General features: G+C 63.2%; 14 protein-coding genes. 12 read left to right on the top strand and 2 right to left on the bottom strand.

Annotated elements, in window-relative coordinates; genetic code table 11:
• The 5 genes from AB4Y77_RS00705 to AB4Y77_RS00685 all read left to right on the top strand — a co-directional run bounded on the left by AB4Y77_RS00705 (position 1) and on the right by AB4Y77_RS00685 (position 7,209).
• Positions 1-345: a DUF202 domain-containing protein gene (locus AB4Y77_RS00705; RefSeq protein ID WP_442013042.1), complete on the top strand. Its 345-nt coding sequence runs from the start codon at positions 1-3 to the stop codon at positions 343-345.
• A 178-nt stretch (positions 346-523) separates the two neighbouring features.
• Entirely contained in the window at positions 524-1,474 is a 951-nt protein-coding gene (locus AB4Y77_RS00700; protein WP_442012687.1) for an aquaporin, read from the top strand.
• Positions 1,475-1,545: 71 nt separating this feature from the next.
• Positions 1,546-2,718 (top strand): exonuclease SbcCD subunit D, encoded by a 1,173-nt coding sequence (locus tag AB4Y77_RS00695; RefSeq protein ID WP_442012686.1) that lies wholly within the window; start codon positions 1,546-1,548, stop codon positions 2,716-2,718.
• Positions 2,715-5,744 (top strand): AAA family ATPase, encoded by a 3,030-nt coding sequence (locus AB4Y77_RS00690; protein WP_442012685.1) that lies wholly within the window; start codon positions 2,715-2,717, stop codon positions 5,742-5,744. Before AB4Y77_RS00695 ends, AB4Y77_RS00690 begins: the two co-directional genes overlap by 4 nt.
• 103 nt (positions 5,745-5,847) lie before the next feature.
• Complete coding sequence (locus tag AB4Y77_RS00685) at positions 5,848-7,209, top strand: MFS transporter (RefSeq protein WP_311213474.1); 1,362 nt, start codon at positions 5,848-5,850, stop codon at positions 7,207-7,209.
• On the opposite strand, the gene AB4Y77_RS00680 is transcribed toward AB4Y77_RS00685, so the two are convergent.
• Positions 7,200-7,838, bottom strand: coding sequence for a TetR/AcrR family transcriptional regulator (locus AB4Y77_RS00680; RefSeq protein WP_442012684.1), 639 nt, complete (start codon positions 7,836-7,838; stop codon positions 7,200-7,202). The genes AB4Y77_RS00685 and AB4Y77_RS00680 overlap by 10 nt on opposite strands.
• Before the next feature lie 224 nt (positions 7,839-8,062).
• On the opposite strand from AB4Y77_RS00680, the gene AB4Y77_RS00675 reads away from it, so the two are divergent.
• The 6 genes from AB4Y77_RS00675 to AB4Y77_RS00650 are packed head-to-tail and all read left to right on the top strand — an operon-like array spanning position 8,063 to position 14,869.
• Positions 8,063-9,778 (top strand): amidohydrolase, encoded by a 1,716-nt coding sequence (locus tag AB4Y77_RS00675; protein ID WP_442012683.1) that lies wholly within the window; start codon positions 8,063-8,065, stop codon positions 9,776-9,778.
• 58 nt (positions 9,779-9,836) lie between these two features.
• On the top strand, positions 9,837-10,832 hold the full coding sequence (locus AB4Y77_RS00670; protein ID WP_442012682.1) for an ABC transporter substrate-binding protein: 996 nt from the start codon (positions 9,837-9,839) through the stop codon (positions 10,830-10,832).
• Positions 10,833-10,858: 26 nt separating this feature from the next.
• The gene (locus AB4Y77_RS00665; RefSeq protein ID WP_442012681.1) at positions 10,859-11,632 is read left to right on the top strand and encodes an ABC transporter permease; all 774 of its coding nucleotides are present in this window, start codon (positions 10,859-10,861) and stop codon (positions 11,630-11,632) included.
• Positions 11,632-12,411, top strand: a complete 780-nt coding sequence (locus AB4Y77_RS00660; RefSeq protein WP_442012680.1) for an ABC transporter permease — start codon at positions 11,632-11,634, stop codon at positions 12,409-12,411. The genes AB4Y77_RS00665 and AB4Y77_RS00660 overlap by 1 nt, the downstream gene beginning before the upstream one ends.
• Positions 12,408-13,262 (top strand): ABC transporter ATP-binding protein, encoded by an 855-nt coding sequence (locus AB4Y77_RS00655; RefSeq protein ID WP_442012679.1) that lies wholly within the window; start codon positions 12,408-12,410, stop codon positions 13,260-13,262. The genes AB4Y77_RS00660 and AB4Y77_RS00655 overlap by 4 nt, the downstream gene beginning before the upstream one ends.
• Positions 13,259-14,869, top strand: coding sequence for a sulfatase family protein (locus AB4Y77_RS00650; RefSeq protein ID WP_442012678.1), 1,611 nt, complete (start codon positions 13,259-13,261; stop codon positions 14,867-14,869). Before AB4Y77_RS00655 ends, AB4Y77_RS00650 begins: the two co-directional genes overlap by 4 nt.
• 46 nt (positions 14,870-14,915) lie before the next feature.
• On the opposite strand, the gene AB4Y77_RS00645 is transcribed toward AB4Y77_RS00650, so the two are convergent.
• Positions 14,916-15,890 carry a helix-turn-helix domain-containing protein gene (locus AB4Y77_RS00645; RefSeq protein ID WP_311213472.1) on the bottom strand — a complete coding sequence of 325 codons (975 nt, stop codon included), beginning with the start codon at positions 15,888-15,890 and terminating at the stop codon, positions 14,916-14,918.
• A 235-nt stretch (positions 15,891-16,125) separates the two neighbouring features.
• Here AB4Y77_RS00645 and AB4Y77_RS00640 point away from each other — a divergent pair, with 235 nt between their 5' ends.
• Entirely contained in the window at positions 16,126-17,601 is a 1,476-nt protein-coding gene (locus tag AB4Y77_RS00640; protein ID WP_311213471.1) for an APC family permease, read from the top strand.
• The last annotated feature ends 43 nt before the right edge of the window (positions 17,602-17,644 follow it).

Here is a 17,644-nt window from a genome sequence, read left to right as displayed (position 1 = left end):
GTGGAAGTCCGCGATCCAGGCCTCCAACCGGAGCGGACAACCCTGGCATGGCGCCGTACCTTGATCTCCTTGGTGGTGGTTGACCTGTTTATTTGGCGAAGTTGGCTGACTTCCGAGCCATCCACCGCCAGCGTCGTCGCCGGGCTCCCGGGACTTGACTACCAAGGCATTTGTGCGCTCATGGCGGCCGCCACCACCATCGTCCTGGCCTCGGTAGTATGGGTTCGCTCACGCCAACTCCAGACCGGAAACAACGCTGCTTCCGCGCGGCTGGTACTGCTCAGCACCGTGGCCGTGATGGGCCTTGCCGGTACGGCGATCGCGGCCATAGCCTTGGGCGGCTAAGCTCGGAGTCAGGATTCAGCAACTGCCCAGACTCGGCTGGCACAATGCTCAAGGGCCTTTGGCTTCCAAGCCGGCGCACCAACGCCTTTGAAGCGCTAGGCAGTAGTCAGCAGCAGATCAGCGCGCTGCGGGGGCCGACCAGGCCAGCATTCAGATCAACCGTAAGGACACATTCGACATGACCTCTCCTGTGCAGGCCACACCCGACCACCAGCCGGGCCTCACTGCCCGGTTGTCGGCTGAAGCTTTGGGCTCGATGTTCATTGTGGTCGTAGCGGTGGGTGTAGGGATTTTCTCCAACCCCAGCGGGGCTCCCGTGCCGGTGGCCCTCGCCGCCGGGCTCACAGTGACCGTGGCAATGCTGGCGTTCGGGCATGTCTCCGGAGGCCACTTCAACCCCGCCATCACCCTGGGCAACCTGGTTGCCGGCCGGATCAGGGCCGTATCCGCCGTGGCCTACTTGGCGGCGCAGCTCATCGGCAGCGTTGCAGGTGCGGCACTGATCTACTTCGTGATCACCACAGTCCCCGTCCTGAAGGACGCCCGCGCCGCCTTCGATGTCGTGGCGCCGGGCTACGGTGAACATGCTGCGGCCCAAACGCAGATGGCCGGCGTCCTGATGGTTGAAATCCTGGGATCTGCACTGCTTGTTGCAGTTTTCCTGGGGGCGACCGCCGGTCGCAGGGCTCTGCCCGCTGTGGCTCCCTTCGCTGTGGGCCTGGCCATGGTCGTGCTGCTTCAGTTCGGCCAGGTCCTGGGCAACCTCCCCTTCAACCCTGCACGGGCAACGGCCCAGGCATTCTTCAGCTCTTCCTGGGCCATCGAAGGACTGTGGCTCTTCTGGGTGGCACCGCTGCTGGGCGCTGCACTGGCCGGGCTGGTCTTCCGTGGCTTCCAGAGCCTTTCGGTGGCCAACGAGGCCGGGTCAGCTGATGTCCAGGCCGCCCATGACGACGGTGTCAATGATGCCTTCGACGCTGATCGCGACCTTACCGGGGAAGACACCGAAACCCGTGGCGCCAAGGACCAGCAGGATCAGGCGAAGAAGGGCACGGTCACCCCGGCACCCGCACCTGCTGCGGCCGCCGCCGATGATGCCCGTGACTTCTTCGACGGCAAAAAGGGCTAGAAACCAGACGGGATCGACGGCGGTCGGCTTGCCTGCGCTTTATTGTCGGTGCCCACGGTTAACTTGGGAATATGCGGTTACTTCACACTTCGGATTGGCACCTCGGCCGGTCATTTCACGGCGTTGGCATGCTTGGTGCCCAGCGCAATTTCGTGGACCAGTTGGTATCGGCGGTAGAAGCCAGGTCCATTGATGTCGTCCTGATAGCCGGAGACGTTTACGACCGCGCCTTGCCGGGCCTGGACGTGGTGAAACTCCTCGATGATGCCCTTGTCCGGGTTACGCGGGCAGGCGCCGCCGTCGTCCTGACCAGCGGCAACCACGACTCCGCCATCAGGCTTGGCTTTGCGTCCCGGCTGTTGGAACGCGGGGGAGTGCACCTCCGGACCCGGGTGGAGGACTTGGACGTGCCGGTGGTTTTGCCGCTGGGATCGGACCGCAGCAGCGGGGACGTAGCCATTTACGGCATTCCCTATCTGGAGCCCCGGCTGGTGGCTGAGCGGTTGGGCGTCGAAACCGCCAACCACTTCGATGTCACCTTGGAGGCTGTGGAACGGATTCGGCGTGATGTGGAGCGCCGCCGGGAAACCGGACCGGTCCACCCTGTCGTCCTTGCGCACACTTTCGCCAGTGGAGGCATTACCTCGGACAGCGAGAGGGACCTCAGCATTGGTGGACTGGGAGCCGTGCCGTTGGATCTCTTTGACGACTTCTCCTACACCGCCTTGGGTCACCTCCATGGGCGCCAGGAACTGGCTCCGAACGTGCGCTACTCCGGCTCGCCGTTGGCCTATTCCTTCTCCGAAGCCAAACACCACAAGGGCGCCTGGCTCGTGGACATTGGCACCGGCGGCGAAGTCGGGGTTGAAGAGGTCCTGTGGGAGTCGCCCAAACCCCTGGCGATCCTGCGCGGTCCGCTGGATGGCCTTCTGGCATCCGAAGAGCATGCTTGGGCGGAAGGTGCATACTGCCAGATCACGTTGACGGATACCCAGCGGCCTGCCCAGGCGATGGAGAGGGTGCGCGCCCGTTTCCCGGACACCTTGGTCCTTGCCTTCGAACCCGAAGGCGGTGAGTCCCGGGCCAGGACAAGCTACAGCAGCCGGCTCGCCGAGGCTGAAGACGACCTCGACGTTTGCTGCGGCTTCCTGGAACATGTCCGGGGGCGCGGTTCCGGAGATGCCGAAGAAGCCGCATTGAAAGAAGCCCTTGAAGCTGTCCGGTTGGAGGAGGCGGAGCTGTGAGAATCCACCGTTTGGATATTGAAGCGTTCGGTCCGTTCGCCACGCCCCAGCACATCGACTTCGACCAACTAAGTGCGCAGGGACTGTTCCTCCTCAACGGCGCCACCGGGGCCGGGAAGACCAGCATCCTGGATGCCATCTGCTTTGCCCTTTACGGGTCCGTTCCAGGAGCCCGTCAGGAAGGCAAGCGGCTCCGCAGCGATCACGCGGCCCCCGCCGCGGAACCACGCGTTGTGTGTGAGTTCTCTGCCCGGGGACGTCGTTTTGAAGTGATGCGCTCACCCGCATGGGATCGACCCAGCGCCCGTGGGCGCAATGGCTTCACCACCCAACAGGCCAAAACCCTCCTCCGCGAACGGGTGGACGGAACCTGGGAGGAGAAGTCCTCCAGGAATGACGAGGTAGGGGCTGAGCTTTCCGACGTCCTGGGAATGGATCGGGAGCAATTCACCAGGGTAGTCATGCTGCCGCAGGGTGACTTTGCAGCGTTTCTCCGGTCCAAGGCAGGCGACCGTCTGGAACTCCTCCAGAAACTGTTCGGCACGCAACGCTTTGAATCCGTTGAACGCCACCTCGCCCAGCAAGCTGCTGACGCGGCCGACGCAGTGCAGGAGAACACGGCGGAACTGGCCATGCTGCTGGACAGGGTTGCCGCTGAGCGCCAACAGTTGGAGGACCACCACGCCGTGCCAGGTGATTCAGCACGCACCTCTGCCTCCATCCCTGCAGGACAAGAACCGGAGGAATGGCTCGCCGAGTCGGAAGCCGAGGTGACCGCCGCATGGCAGCGTCGTCAGCTCGATGCCACAGACGCGGAGTCCTTGGCCGCCCGATTCGCCGCGAAATTCCAGGAAGCCCAGGATAAATCGCTGCGTCATGGGCGCCTGGGCGCGGCAATGCAGCGGCGTATCCTGCTTGAGCTGGCGGCCCCCCGGGCACATGAGAACAGGGAGAGGCTTGGCCGGCATCGCCGTGCTGCCGTTCTCAGCGGCCAGTTGGAAGCCGTTGATTCCACAGCACGCAAGCTCCAGGCCGCCACAGAGCTTGCGGCCGGCATTCGCTTGAAATTGGAAGAAGCGGGCATCGACCCCGGGAACGCCGCCACTTCCCTGGAGAGTGTCAAGGCAAGCTGCGCTGTGCTGGAAGCACGTCTTCCCGATGAGCAGCGTCTGGACGGGATGGCAGCACGGTTGGTGGCCAAGGGCGCCGAGTCGGCTGAACATACCGCAGCATCGGAAGCGGCACGCACGGCGCTGGAACAGCTTCGTGACGACGTGGCCACAGTAGAGACACAGATCGGGCCCCTTGAACCTGTCGCCGGGAAACTGGCAGAGCTGGAAAGGGAAGCGGCGGAGGCCACCGCATTGGTGGATATCGTGGCCCGCTATGCCGCTGCCGCCGAATATGTGGAGGAAATCACCGGGAAGCATCTCCAAGCACGGTCCGCATCGCAGGATGTCCGCCAGCAGTGGCTCGACATCCGCGAGCACCGCCTGGCCAACGCGGCAGGGGAACTGGCAGCAGCCTTGGAAGACGGCACACCGTGCGTTGTGTGTGGCAGCGAAGACCACCCGAATCCGGCTGCTGCAGTACGATCAGCCCTCTCCCTTGCCCAGGAAGAGGAAGAGCTGAAGGAGCGTTTTGATGCCAGTGAGAAAGTCGTGGGGGAGCTCGCTGAGCAAGTTTCCACGGCGGCCCAGGTTCTCGCCGGGCTGAAGGCGCAAGGAGGTTCTGCGGATGCGGCCGACGCTGAGTCCACGCGTGAGGATGCCCAGCGGGCCCTCTCTGCGGCCCGTAAGGCAGCAGCGTCCTTGGAGACTCTGGGCAGCCGGCACCAGGCCCTGAGCCAACGAATCGTCCTCGTGGAGGAAGAACTGGCCGGCTCCTTGGCCGCCGCAGCCCAGGCGTCTTCGGAGGTGTCCCTTCTCCAGGAACAACACGCTGACCTGGAGAAGGACCTGGCTGGCCTGAGGGGCGGCGTCCCGAGCCTGCGTGAAAGGTTGCAGGCCCTGTCGGCTGAGCGCGCGCTGCTGCAGGCGGCAACGGATGCTGACCGGAACGTCGAAAGTGCCGGGCAAGCACAGGCAGATGCCATCGCCTCCCTGGGCCGGGTCTTACCGGAATCCGGATTCGGATCTGCCGAAGAAGCGCGTCGTGAACTCCTGCCGCCCGCCGACGTCGTAGGTCTTGAAAAGGACCTCGCCGATTTCGACGCTGAATCTTCCCGCCTCGATGAACTGTTTGCCGGCGAGGACCTGGTCCTGGCAGCAAAGGAAGTAAGTATTGGCGAGCTTCCGTTGCCGGAGGCCGAACTTTCCGGGTCAAAACTGCTGGCAACCGATGCTGCCGAGAAGGCCCGGGCCGCTGCTCTGGCTGCAGGCCTGGCTGGAAAGTCGTCCGAAGCTGTGACCCGGTTCCGGAAGGCGTACCTGGCTCTTGCCCACGCTGGCAAGGAGCCCCGGAACAAGGCGCGGCTGTTGGCAGAGTTGGCGGACACTGTGAGGGGATCCGGCGATAACAGTTACCGGATGAGCCTGAACACTTACGTCCTGGCCGGTCGACTTGAACAGGTTGCCATCGCCGCCTCCGAGCGGCTCGTTGCCATGAGTGATGGCCGCTACACCTTGCAGCATACGGACGCCAAGGCAGCGAGGGGCGCAAAGTCGGGACTGGGGCTGGAAGTGGTGGATGAGTGGACTGGTCAGCGCCGTGACACCTCCACCCTGTCCGGCGGTGAATCCTTCATGGCATCGTTGTCCCTTGCTCTTGGCCTTGCCGATGTTGTGCAGCAAGAGGCCGGTGGCGTGGACATCGAGACGCTGTTCGTCGACGAAGGTTTCGGAAGCCTCGACGAGCAAGCCCTGGAGCAAGTGATGGATGCTTTGGAGGGACTGCGCGACGGCGGCAGGGTGGTTGGCTTGGTCAGTCACGTTGCCGAGATGAAGCAACGCATCACCAGCCAGGTGCAGGTGGTGAAGGGCCGCCATGGATCTACCGTGCGCATTGCCGAATTGGTTCCTGCCTAGGGCGTGGTTCCTGCCAGGCCATATCCGATAGACTTAACCCGTTACACCGGGTCGCGCGCATCGGGAGGAGGGACGATGCGCATCCTTTAGCGAACCCGGATTAATGGAAAAATCTTCTGTGGCTTCCCAGCCCCTGTCTTCTGCACCCTCACGCCCCTCCCGCCTGCCCGGCCGTTTTGCGCGTCTCCCGGAACTCGCAGGGCCGGGCTTCCTGCCTTTGGGCCTTTTCGCCCGGCTTCCGCTGGCCATGCTCACCGTCGGAACCCTGACGCTCGTCACGGCTGTCAGCCAGTCGTACGCCATAGGCGGCATGGCTGCTGGAGCTGTCGGCGTTGGTTCGGCCTTGGGTGCCCCTGTCCTCGGCTCCTTGGCTGACCGCGCAGGGCAGCGGATCGTGCTCCTGGTGGCCGCTGTCATCAACGCCCTTGCTGTAGCTGGACTACTTGCGGCGGCCTACCTGACGCCGGCCTACGGTTCTGCAAGTGACGCTGTTGGTGTCCTCATCGTGGCATTCCTTGCCGGTGCCAGTTGCCCGCAAGTTGGTCCGATGGCTAGGGTCCGTTGGATGGCTTTGACTACCCGCAACCTTTCCCCCTCGGCAGCCAACGGCAGCAGGAGCGTGGCAGCAAACCGGGCCGACCTTGATACCGCGCTGTCCTACGAGGGGACCGCGGACGAGGTCACCTTCGTCCTTGGCCCGGCGCTGGTGGGTGTCCTGGCCAGCATGGTGGCCCCGTGGTTGCCACTCGCCCTGGCTGCGGTCATGACCATCACGTTGGTACCGGCTTTCGCCGTCCACCCCAGCCAGCATGCCGTGGTTCCGTCACCTCGTAAGCCGGCTTCCGGCGTCGTGCTTTCGGAGGAGCAGTCCGCACAGGCTGGCCAGCAACGCCGGAATCGTTGGGCCGGTGCCGTAGTTGCCGTGCCTGTCCTGGCAATGGTCTGCATGGGAACCTTCTTCGGGGCGACGCAGAATGCGTTGAGTGCGTTCTCTGCCCAGTACGCCACCGCCGAAATCGCGGGAATCCTTTACGCGGTGATGGGCTTGAGCTCTGCGGTGGCTGCGTTGTCGGTCGCATTCTGGCCACAGCGGTTCAGCCTGGCCTCCCGTTGGGTTGCGGCTGCACTGGCGATGTCGGCCTTGTCGCTTTTGCTGCTACTGCCCGGCGGTATTTGGCCGATGGTCTTTGTCTTGCTGGTTTTGGGTATTCCGGTGGGGCCTGTGATGGTCACTGTCTTCAGCATCGGCGGGGTGGTGGCTCCGGCCGGCCGCATGGCGACGGTCATGACAGCGCTCGCCAGCGGAATCGTCGCGGGTACGGCGCTGGGCGCATACCTGGCCGGGCAACTGGCCGAGACGCAGGGGCCGGGTGCGGCCTTCGTCGTTTCCATGGCAGCCGCGGCTGGCCTGCTGCTGCTGGGTGTCGTGACGTCCCTGGTGATGAAGCGCCGGCCTCAGTCGTAGTCGAGCGCTCCGGCGAGTGACTTTGCCATGAGTTCAACCAATCGCACAGAGCGTTCGTCGTCGGGGTCGGCCAGATGTTGCATGCTGATGCCGTCGATTCCCGAAATGAACAAGCGCGTGATGTCCTCCAGATTGGCGGGGACGGGTTCGCCGGCTGCTTCAGCAGCTCCACGGAACAACTCCAGGGTTGAGCTGACCCAGCCGTCGTACATTGATCGGTTCATGAGCAAGGCCTGGGGCTGGTCTTCTGCTTCGACCCGGAAACGGCGGAGGAGCAGTTCGAACGTGGTGACTTGCTCGTGGGGATTTTCCAGCATGCGGCTCCAGATGCGCCTGGCGTGGGCGCCCACCATGTGGCGCAGTCCCATGCCGGGATCGGTCACTGGCTCCAAGGCCTTGGCGTAGTCACGGCTGAGGAAGTTGTACACCTCCTCAAGGAGTTCATCCTTGTTCCGGAAGCAGTAGTGGAGTGCAGCAAGCGGGGCTTCGGCTTCGCTGGCAATCCGTCGTGTCGTCGCGGAGGCGAGGCCATCCTGTGCGATCACCCTTGCTGCTGCTTCGACGAACTGCAGCCGCCTTTCCTCGGCGGGAACCCTGGCCATCCATTCACCTTCCTCTTCTTCAGTCACCGGTGAGCTCGTTCTCTCACCTGTGATCGGGTTCACCAACCCAGTGGTCTCATCGATCGTAGGCGCTATCCGCCGCGGCAACCTTTCGGCCGTGCCGGGGAGCGGAAAAGTCCTTCGAAAGAAATTTTACGCCAAAACCTAGTCAAGTGACCCAGTCAAGCGACATACTTCTTTCAGGAACGTTGTCTGCATCACATCTGGATGCGGTGACTTGAGGAGAACTGATGGAAGATTTCGCTGATTTGGTGATCGTGAATGCCACGGTCCACACCATGGACGCGGCGGAACCACAGCGCGTGAGTGATGCCGTGGCCGTCAAGGGCGGCCGCATTGCAGCGCTGGGCCACCACGACGTAAGCCAATTGATTGGCCCTGACACGCAGGTTATCGATGCAGCAGGTGGGGCTGTCATTCCGGGCATCAACGATGCCCACTTGCATTTCGTATCGGCGGCCATGGCGGCTTTTGGATATGTGCGCCTGGAGCCGGCGGTGGCGCCGGACTGGGCGGCCGTCGTCGACGTCGTGGAGGCAGCGCCGGCGGGGGATGACGGCTGGGTGCGGGCCCATGGCTGGGATGAGGCACTTCTTGGTCCGGCAGAGGGTGTCCTGCTCGAATCACGGCCCGACACGCCCGTTGTGGCGTTCGACAGCACAGGGCATCAGTTGCTGGCCAACCGTGAGGCGCTGAGAAGGGCTGGTATCACTACCGACACGCCGGATATTGACGGCGGGGTAATCGTGAGGGCGGCGGATGGCAGCCCTACGGGCCTGCTCCAGGACGGCGCCATGGAACTTCTCTCGCGATCAACGCCGCCCGTGCCGGCCTCCACCATGCGGCCGGCCCTGCTGGCATTGCAGGAGCAATTGCACTCGCTGGGTATCACTTCGCTCACGGATCCGGGCCTGGGGCCGGCGAGCGCAGGACTTATGGACGGTGCCGGTTCGACGGCGGCACTGGAGTTGCTGGGCGACCTCGCTGCGGCGAATGAACTGACCTTGAGAATCAACGTCCTGATGCTCTTTGCGGGAACCGGGGGAGCCAATGCCCATGCGGTTGAGGCAGGCCTGCGCAGCGGCCTGGCCGATGCGTACCGTCACCGCGGCATCGATCCGGCGCAGTTGCGGATCGCGGGCGTCAAGGTCTTCGCGGACGGAATTCCCCGCAGCGGCACCGCGTGGATGAGCGAGCCCTATGGCAAGGCGTGTACACACGGAAGCTTGGTGATCCAAGGGGCTACCGACGGCGAACGGGTTGCGGAACTGCACAAAATACTGGGGCTGATCAATGACGCCGGGTTGCAAGCAGGGGTCCACGCCACGGGGGACGCAGCAACCGTCGCCGCTGTTGAGGCGATCATCGCAGCAGCCGACGGTCCCGCAGCACGTCCGACGACATCAGGGAACCGTCACTACATCATCCATGGCGCCTTCGGTGATCCCGGGACATTTCACACCATGGCTACCCACGGCATTGGCTACAGCACCAACCCCCTCATCCGCCAAGAGGCCGGTGACATCATGCGCCAGGTCCTCGGTGAGGATCGCTTCGCCCGGCATCAGCCCCTGAAGTCAGCATCGGGAGCCGGCGTTCATTTCAACCTTGCCTCGGATGCTCCGGTCACCAGTACCGATTGGCGGCGCACCGTGGTGGCAGCCGTCCGCCGGGCCACTCGTTCCCAGCCAGGCAATCCGCGGGATCCGGAGCGGATTACCGGCTTGGAGTCGTTGGCTGCCATGACCGCCAACGCTGCCTGGCAGGACCACGCGGAGCATTTCAAGGGTGCTTTGACGCCTGGAATGACAGCGGATTTGTGCTTGCTGTCCAACCCCTGGCCGGTGGATGAGGACATTGAAAAGCTCCTCGATACAGAGGTCAGGCTCACCCTGAGCGGCGGCCGCATTGTCCACCAAGCAAACCTGGTCCACCAAGCAACTTAGTTCATCAAACCATCAGTTAGACCATTCCCTTTCAACCATTCGTGATTCAAGGAGCACCATGCGACGACGCACTATTCCCTTGGCCCTGGCCGCAGTTTTGTCCCTGTCGTTGGCCGCCTGTGGTGGCGGCCCGGTCCCGGCCGCCGCCCCGGCTGCGGACGGGACCACCACTTTGAAGGTGGGTACCATCGGCATCGGTTCGGACGCCGGTATCCGCCTTGCAGCTGACAAAGGCTACTTCAAGGAACAGGGTCTCAACGTCGAGATTTCTGTCATTGCCAACCCGCCGGCCGGCATTGCAGCTGCCCAGAGCGGTCAGATTGATCTCACCTACACTCCCTCCATCCCACTCTTGAATGCACTGAGCCAGAACGTGCCGCTCAAGATCATCGCCGCAGCCGACGGCTACAAGGACGGTGCCAGCGAAGGGGCGGACCTCAACCGCGTGGATGACACAGGACTCCTGGTGCAGCAGGCCTCGGCCATCAACAGGCCCAAGGACCTGGAAGGAAAGAGCGTCAGCGTCCCCGCGCGTAAAGCACAGTTGGAGGTCACGGTCAGCAAACTCGTCAAGGACGACGGCGGCGATCCCGCCAAGGTGAACTGGATGGTCCTCGATCCGTCCTCGGCACTCCAATCACTCAATTCCGGACGTGTCGATGCCGCCTCGCTCGTTGCCCCGTTCACGTCCAAGGCCGCCTCGGAGGGCAACAGGCTCCTGGCCTCGCCCGGCGTCGAGTTCTTTGAGCAGGGCGCGATTGGCCTCTGGGTTGCGGGGGCGAACACGGTGAAGTCCAAGGAAAAGGCGCTGGAAGGTTTCCAAGCTGCCATCTACAAGGCCAACGCCTACGCCAACGGCAACATCGATGAAGCACAGCAGCTCAGTGCCGAGATCACCAAGACTCCACTGGACGTGGTTAAATCCGGTGCCGTGAATTACTGGCCCGAAGAGGTACGCCTTGAAGACATCGAGCGCGCCAACAAGAACCTGGCCGGGCTTGGCTTCCTGAATGCACCTGTGAAGCTGCCGGCTGACGTTATTTTCGGGAAGTAGGCCGGAAGCGACATGGGAGATTCATCATGAAAGCATCCATCCGCCCCTATGCATTCAGCGCACTGGGCATCGCCGGAGCACTGGTCATCTGGCAGGTTCTCGCCGCGGCCAACGTAGCAGGAAACGCCCTGCCGTCGGCCACTACCGTTTTGACAACGCTCGCGGCCATTCTGGGTACCGGCACGTTCTGGTCCGCCCTTGGCGCCACCATTGGCATCGCGGTGCTCGCGTTGGCCGTAGCAGCTTTGGCGGGAGTGGTTCTTGGGTTGCTGATAGGCAGCTTCGAATCGGTCCGATACGCCACCTTGGCTGTGTTGGAATTCCTGAAGCCGGTCCCGCCGATCGTTATCCTTCCCCTCGCGGTCCTGGTGCTTGGTCCGACAGCTGAGATGGCGCTGTTCCTGGTGGTCTTCGGGTGCTTGCTCCCCATCGTCATGCAGACCGTAGACGGTGTTCAGGGGACCGATCCCGTGGCACGCGATACTGCCCGCTCCTACGGCATGGGCGAGGGAGAAATTCTGGCACGGGTGGTTTTGCCCAGTGCCATGCCCTACATCGGTACGGCCATGCGGGTGGCAGCTCCTGCCGCCCTGGTGGTCACGGTGGTGGCAGGCCTCCTTGGTGGTGGCCCGGGCCTGGGCCAAAGCATTTACCAGGCACAAGCGGCAGGTGACTACGCCAGTCTTTACGGATTGGTGATTGTCCTCGGTCTCCTGGGTCTGTTGTTCCAAGGTGCTACCCGGCTGGCCGAGCGCCGGGTCCTGCACTGGCATGAGTCCTACCGGGAAATGGTGCCCTGATGAGAAACGTCGCATTCCGAAATTGGGTGATCGGCGCAGGCGCGCCGGTGCTGTTGTTGGCAGCGTGGTGGTTCCTTTCCGCCAACTCCACTGATCCGTTCTTCCCTCCGTTGGAAACCATCCTCATCCGTTTCCAGGAGCTGTGGCTCTTTGACCACTTCCAGTCCGACGTCCTTCTAAGCCTGGGTAACCTGTTCCTGGGCTTCGCCATCGCAGCGGTGGCAGGGGTCGCGGTGGGGTTCGTCACAGCGCTGGTCCCTCCGGTCCGGTGGATGATCGATCCGTTGATCCATTTCCTCCGCGGAATTCCTCCGGTGGCGCTGGTACCGATCTTCATCTCCCTCATCGGCTTCGGTACCCAAATGCGCGTGACCAGCATTGCCCTGGCGGCGTTGTTCCCCACCATGATCGCCACCGTGGACGGCATCCGGAGCGTCAGCAACGATCTCATGGACGTAGCCAGGGTTTACCGGCTGAGTCGAAAGGAACGGGTGCTCAATGTCCTCCTGCCGGCGGCGATGCCCCAGATCTTCTCAGGATTGCAGGTGAGTCTTCAGGTGGCCTTCATCGTGATGATCGCCAGCGAAATGCTGGGCAGTTCGCAGGGAATCGGAGCCATGACCTTGCTGGCGCAGCAGAGCTTCATGACCGCTGACATGTGGGCCGGCATCCTGCTCCTGGGTGTTATCGGATTCATGGTCAACATGCTGTTCAGCCTTCTGAAGCGCAAGGTTTTGTCCTGGTACATCGGTTCCCGTCGCATGGCGCGTGCGGCATGAGCGCCCGGCAGGCCCCGACTCTTCCCACCCAAAACAGAAAGTCCACCATGGCACAGCAACCAGATACCCGCATCAGTGCGACCACTCCGCGGCTGGACGTGGCGCATCTCGCCAAGACTTATGGCAGCGGCGAAAAATCGCACACAGTCATCGAAGACCTCACCTTCACCGTGGATGCCGGCGAGGTTGTCTGCATCGTCGGTCCGTCAGGGGTTGGAAAGACGACACTCCTGAAATGCTTGGCCGGGCTTCACCCGGCCAGCAGCGGACGGGCAGCCATTGACGGGCGAACCATCAGCGGCCCGCCTCCGGAGATGGCCCTGGTTTTCCAGGATTACAACCGCTCACTCATGCCATGGCTCACCGTTCGGAAGAACCTGGTACTTCCCCTGCGGCACCTCAAGTTGCCCGCTGCGGAACTGAAGGAGCGCTGCGACAGTGCGCTGGCCGCCGTCGGCCTGGCCCATGCCGACAACCAGTACCCGTGGCAGTTGTCCGGCGGCATGCAGCAACGGGTGGCAATCGCCCGGGCACTGGCGTATCGGCCCGAGATCCTCATCATGGACGAGCCCTTCGCTTCAGTGGACGCGCAGACCAGGTTTGACCTGGAGGACCTGTGCTTGAAGATCCGGAAGGACTTCAACATGACTATTCTGGTGGTCACCCACGACATCGACGAAGCTGTCTATCTCGCGGATCGCGTAGTGGTCCTCGGTTCCCGGCCCGCCCGCGTCCTCAAAGTGGTGGATGTGGACCTGCCGGCACCACGCGATCAAATCACTACGCGTTCCTTGCCGGACTTCGCCCGGCAGCGAACCGAAGTGCTGTCCCTCATCAAGAGGCCCGCATGACGGGCCTGCGACGGACAGCCGCCAACCGCCGGCCCAATGTCCTGTTCATCATTGCCGACCAGCTCCGGGCCGACCACCTGGGCTTTGCGGGGAATGCCACAGTCAAGACGCCACATCTGGATGCACTGGCAGCCAGGAGCATCGTTTTTGAGAATGCAACGGTGGCCAACCCCACGTGCATGCCTAACCGTGCCAGCCTGATGACCGGCAGGTGGCCTTCTGCCCACGGGACCCGCTGCAACGGCATTACCCTTGATCCGCTGACCCGTACTGTTCCAGGATCCTTGGGGGCTGGTGGTTACCGCACAGTGGGTGTGGGGAAGCTGCACCACCAAAACATGGGATGGGAGTTTGAACCGCACCAGGCCGAGGAGATCCGGGCCACGGACCCCCTGTTGTTGGATGCCGTAGCCGGCGACGCCCGCCATCAGGGTTTTGCCCCGGGGTGGGATCAGTGGGAGAATCGCGGCGCTCACGATGCCCGTTTCATTGCACTGCCTGCCGACTACTACGGATACCAGCACGTGGACCTTGTGATCGGCCATGGGGACCGGCCCGGCGGCCATTACGTGCATTGGGCCCGGGAACGCGGCGTTGACCCCGAAACTTTGGGCGGTCCGGGAAACTCGTCCAGCACGTACGGCGGGTGGGACCAGGTGTACCAGACGGCCATCCCGGCTGACGTGCACCCCACCAGCTATGTGAGCGAGAAAGCAATCGAGCACCTGAAGGATGCTGCCGGCCAGGACCAGCCGTTCTTCATGTTTGTGTCCTTCCCGGACCCCCATCACCCGTTCTCGCCCCCGGCAGGCTATTCAGACCTTTACAACCCGGAGGACCTGCCGCTCCCGCTCGGCTTCGACCAGGACCACGCTGCCTCGCCGGACCATGTCAGGAAAATGGTGGAGCACCGCGGTGAGCCGAACATGGACCCCACCATGACGTGGGCGGCTACGGAAGAGCAGTACAGGTTCGCGGCGGCTGCCCAGTACGGCCTGATCACCATGATGGACGAACACATCGGCCGGATCCTGGATGAGCTGGACCGCCAAGGATTGGCCGAGGACACCATTGTGGTGTTCACCAGCGATCACGGAGATCTCTTCGGGGACCACGGCCTCATGCTCAAGCATTTTGTCCACTACCGCGCTGTGACCAATGTTCCCTTGGTGGTGCACCTTCCCGGGACCTTGCCGCGGCGAAGCAGGGCCCTGGTTTCCAGCGCGGATGTGGCCCCCACGCTTCTGGAGCTCACTGGCTCCAAGGAGTATCGCGGAATACAGGGTTCCTCGCTTGTGCCTCTTCTCCAGGGGGAAGCCGATCATCATCGGGACTCGCTCTTGGTGGAGGAAGAACAACCATTTGGCTTGGAGGGACTGCCGGGACCTGTCCGTATGAGGACGGTCATCACCGCTGAGGGCAGGCTGACCCGTTACTTCGGCACCGGGATCACCGAACTGTACGATCACCGCGAAGACCCCGGGGAGCTGGTCAACCGTGCGAGCAACCCTGATTATGCCGGATTGGAAGAGCGGCTTTTGCGAACCATGCTCGAAGAGATGGCAGCCCTCACGGACGAGGGCACGGCCCCGACGGCGGCGGCTTAGTCAAAAGTTCGACGGCGGCCGCTGGGGTCTGTTGGCCAGCGAGCCGTCAGTGGCTGTTGCGGTAACCGGTGGGGGAGTTCCCGAAGGCTGCCCGGAAGATACGGCTGAAATGTGCGGCATCGGTAAACCCCCACCGTGCTGCGATGGCCGTCACGGGGCGGTCGGTCAGCACAGGATCCCTCAGGTCCCGCCGGCACCGTTCGAGCCGCCGTTGCCGGATGGAGGAGGCTACGGTGGTGCCGATTTCCTGGAAGAGATCGTGCAGGTGCCGCGTGGATATGTAATGGGCAGCGGCAATGGTTCCCGGCGAGAGTTCGGGATCACCGAGGTTTGCCTCGATGTAGTCGTGGATACGCCCCAGCAGCAGCAGATGAGGATCCCGGCCTGTCTCGATCAGCTGATCCAGCTCGCCATTGAAGAGCGTGGTCACCAGGTCCAAAGCGTTGTGCACCAGCCGGAGCCCATTGGTACCCGACAGGGCTTCAAGGTTGTCGGCCAGTCTCACCAGGAAGGGGCTGATGAGCTGGCCGAGGCCCTCATCGCCCGGTATGCGCAAGGCAGTGACGTGGCCCATGGCCTCGGCCGGCAGGTCCAGCAAAACGTGCGGGAACATCAGCACCAAGGTGCGGAAGTCGTCGTCGAACGTTAGTTGATACGGGCGGGAGGTGTCGTAGATGGAGAGATCACCGGGGCGCAGCACGGCCTCGCGCTCGTCCTGAACCAGGCGGCCCGAGCCAGCGAGCTGGATGCTGAGTTTGAAAAAGCGCCCTGTGGACTTGGCAATCAGCTCCGGTGTGCGCAGGACAGTGTGCGGTCCGGCGGTAATCTCCACCACGGAGATCTGCCCCAGCACGCGGGCACGCATGATCCCGTGGAAGGTTGAGCCCTGGAAGGATGAACTGTTGGGACCCGTTGCCATCAGGGGCACGAACGAGCTGGAGATTGCCTTGCTCCACTCCTGGAACGACTCCGCCACGATGGTTTCCACGGTTGCGGGGCCCGTATCGGCCGCGACGGTCATCAAACTCCCTTTCAATGGCCCGCGGCGCCGCTGCCACTGGGGCGGGAATGCCGGTTTGTGCGGACGTGAGCTTGCCCACGATTCTACACTGGGGCCTGCCTGCGTCCGTGCTTGCGTGCAGCGACAAACACCCTGCCGTGTGAGACAAGTCACGCAAGGTCCCTGCGGTGGAAGATTGCGGAATGACAGACACCGTGCCGCGCAATCTCCCGCGGCACCGAGGCAGGAGCACACTATGAGCGTGGACAACCCCGTCAAGGGCAGGGCGGCCGGAGCCGTAGGCACCAAAAGGCGGCTCGGCGTACCAGCAGTAACCTTCATGATCATCGCGGCCTCGGCGCCGCTGACCGTGCTCGCGGGCGGCGTCACCACCACTTTCGCGGTCACCGGTGTCACCGGCGTGCCGCTGTCCTTCCTGATCCTTGGCGCAATCCTGGCGCTTTTCGCCGTGGGCTACGCCGCCATGAGCCGGTACGTCACCAACGCAGGGGCGTTCTACGCCTACATTGCGCAGGGCATCTCAAGGCCGGCCGGCGTGGGAGCATCACTGATCGCCCTCATGGCCTACAACCTCATGCAAGTGGGTATCTACGGCCTGTTCGGCTTCACCGTGTCCTCGCTCCTGTCCGCGCGGCTGGGCATCAGTGTTCCGTGGTGGATCCCCGTGCTGGTCTGCATCGCCATTGTTGGGTGGCTGGGAGTAAACCGGGTGGACCTGTCCGCCAAGGTACTGGGCGTTCTGGTGGCTTTGGAGTTCCTGGTGGTCATTGTGTATGACGTCATCAGCCTTGCTGTGGCCCCCGAAGGCATAAGTGCAGCAACTTTCAGCCCCGAAAGCCTGTTCGTTCCGGGAATCGGAGCAGTTCTGTCCTTCGGAATCGCCGCCTTCATGGGCTTCGAATCCGCCGCGATCTATGGTGAGGAATCCAAGGACCCCAAGCGAACCGTTGCCAGGGCGACCTTCGCAGCCGTGGGCATCATCGCGGTGTTCTATGCCGTGTCCGCATGGGCCATGACCGTGGGCGCGGGACCGTCCGCCGTGGTCGAGGCGGCCACCACCAATGGCCCGGACATGATCTTCGCCTTCCTGGGCACCCACGGCGGCGTACTGCTCAGCGACATCGCCCAGATCCTCTTCGTCACCAGCCTCTTCGCAGCACTCGTCAGCTTCCACAATGCGGTAGCCCGGTATTTCTTCTCCCTCGGCCGCGAGCGTGTCCTGCCGTCGTCGCTGGCCAAGGTGCGGACAGAAAGCGGGGCGCCTTTCGCCGGTTCGCTGACGCAGACGGTGATTGCCGTCGTCGTCACCGTCGCGTTCGCCATTGCCGGCTCCGGATCCGAACTGGGCGAGCTGTACCCCGTCCTGACCATGTTCACCTGGCTGACCAACAGCGGTGCAATCGGCCTCGTGTTGCTGATGACCGTCGTATCGGTGGCCGTGATCGGCTTCTTCCGCCGGGAAAAGCACGGCGCAAGCCTGTGGGTCAGGGTGATTGCCCCGGGCCTGGGGTTCGTACTCCTGGCCGTGGTCTTCGTGCTCATCATGGCCAACTTCAATGTCCTGCTGGGACAGACAGAATCGACGGCAGTGACGTTTGTCTTGCCGATGCTGGTCCTGCTGCCCGGAGTTGTTGGTGTCATCTGGGGCTTGCGTCTGCGGCGCTCGCAGCCTGCTTTGTACGCACGGATCGGCCATGGGGCCGAGGACTGAGAACCACCTCAAGACACAAAGGAGGCCCCGGCGGTTTGTGAAC

Origin of the sequence: Paenarthrobacter sp. YAF11_1, from assembly GCF_052113445.1 — a bacterium.
Classification (GTDB): Bacteria; Actinomycetota; Actinomycetes; order Actinomycetales; family Micrococcaceae; genus Arthrobacter.
This window is presented reverse-complemented; position numbering and strand designations above follow the sequence as displayed.

Bases quoted from the DNA above. Each gene is read 5' to 3' on its own strand.
- AB4Y77_RS00655 (WP_442012679.1), top strand. From the start codon at position 12,408: ATGAGCGCCCGGCAGGCCCCGACTCTTCCCACCCAAAACAGAAAGTCC.
- AB4Y77_RS00665 (WP_442012681.1), top strand. From the start codon at position 10,859: ATGAAAGCATCCATCCGCCCCTATGCATTCAGCGCACTGGGCATCGCC.
- AB4Y77_RS00650 (WP_442012678.1), top strand. From the start codon at position 13,259: ATGACGGGCCTGCGACGGACAGCCGCCAACCGCCGGCCCAATGTCCTG.
- AB4Y77_RS00700 (WP_442012687.1), top strand. From the start codon at position 524: ATGACCTCTCCTGTGCAGGCCACACCCGACCACCAGCCGGGCCTCACT.
- AB4Y77_RS00695 (WP_442012686.1), top strand. From the start codon at position 1,546: ATGCGGTTACTTCACACTTCGGATTGGCACCTCGGCCGGTCATTTCAC.
- AB4Y77_RS00660 (WP_442012680.1), top strand. From the start codon at position 11,632: ATGAGAAACGTCGCATTCCGAAATTGGGTGATCGGCGCAGGCGCGCCG.
- AB4Y77_RS00685 (WP_311213474.1), top strand. From the start codon at position 5,848: ATGGAAAAATCTTCTGTGGCTTCCCAGCCCCTGTCTTCTGCACCCTCA.
- AB4Y77_RS00675 (WP_442012683.1), top strand. From the start codon at position 8,063: ATGGAAGATTTCGCTGATTTGGTGATCGTGAATGCCACGGTCCACACC.
- AB4Y77_RS00645 (WP_311213472.1), bottom strand. From the start codon at position 15,890: ATGACCGTCGCGGCCGATACGGGCCCCGCAACCGTGGAAACCATCGTG.
- AB4Y77_RS00640 (WP_311213471.1), top strand. From the start codon at position 16,126: ATGAGCGTGGACAACCCCGTCAAGGGCAGGGCGGCCGGAGCCGTAGGC.
- AB4Y77_RS00670 (WP_442012682.1), top strand. From the start codon at position 9,837: ATGCGACGACGCACTATTCCCTTGGCCCTGGCCGCAGTTTTGTCCCTG.